Consider the following 708-nt stretch of genomic DNA (forward strand, 5'->3'; position numbering starts at 1 on the left):
CTCCAACCATTTGGGATGTTCTCATTGCTATTGCGGGTGGGATAGCAGGTGTCATTGGTTCAAGAAAAAAAGAAGCAAACAATATCGTGCCAGGAGTAGCTATTGCAACAGCTCTGATGCCACCTATCTGCACTGCAGGCTATGGTTTAGCTAATGGAAATGTACGATTTTTATTTGGGGCTCTCTATCTTTTCTTGATCAACTGTGTCTTTATCATGCTAATCAATATTGTTGGAACAAGAATTATGATGAGACAATCTCCCTTAAGTTCATTTAAAGAGCTAAACATGAAAATGAGAATTGGGTTGATCTCCTTGATTGTATTATTGGTTCTTCCAGCCAGCTATTCAGCAGTCACTCTGACGATGGATCAAGCACGAAAAGAAGGGATCAAACAGTTTGTAGGAAAAGAGTTTGCCAATCATACGATCATTAATCAAGTCTACAAGTCAAGTAGCAATGAATTGGTCTTGACAGTTGTTGGAGATCCGATTTCAGAAGAAGAATTAGAAACCATTCGCCAAAAACAAGACTCTTACGGTATTCAATCTGTTCAATTGAAAGTCAATCAAGTCCATAATTCGACAAAATTAGATAGTGAGACGACCAAGGAATTTTACGAAAACATTGACAAGTATATCGATCAAAAACTCTCTGAAAAAGATTCTCAAAAAGATCTCGTAAAAGAAAATGAAGCAGACAAGGATT

At 37.3% G+C, this 708-nt stretch carries 1 protein-coding gene; it reads left to right on the forward strand.

Annotation, left to right across the window (positions count from 1 at the left end; all coding sequences use genetic code 11):
* The coding region (locus HMPREF2893_RS05920; RefSeq protein WP_070675430.1) for a DUF389 domain-containing protein at nt 1-708 on the forward strand (708 nt) is incomplete at both ends.

The sequence above is a fragment of the Streptococcus sp. HMSC072C09 genome, assembly GCF_001813105.1.
Lineage (GTDB): Bacteria > Bacillota > Bacilli > Lactobacillales > Streptococcaceae > Streptococcus.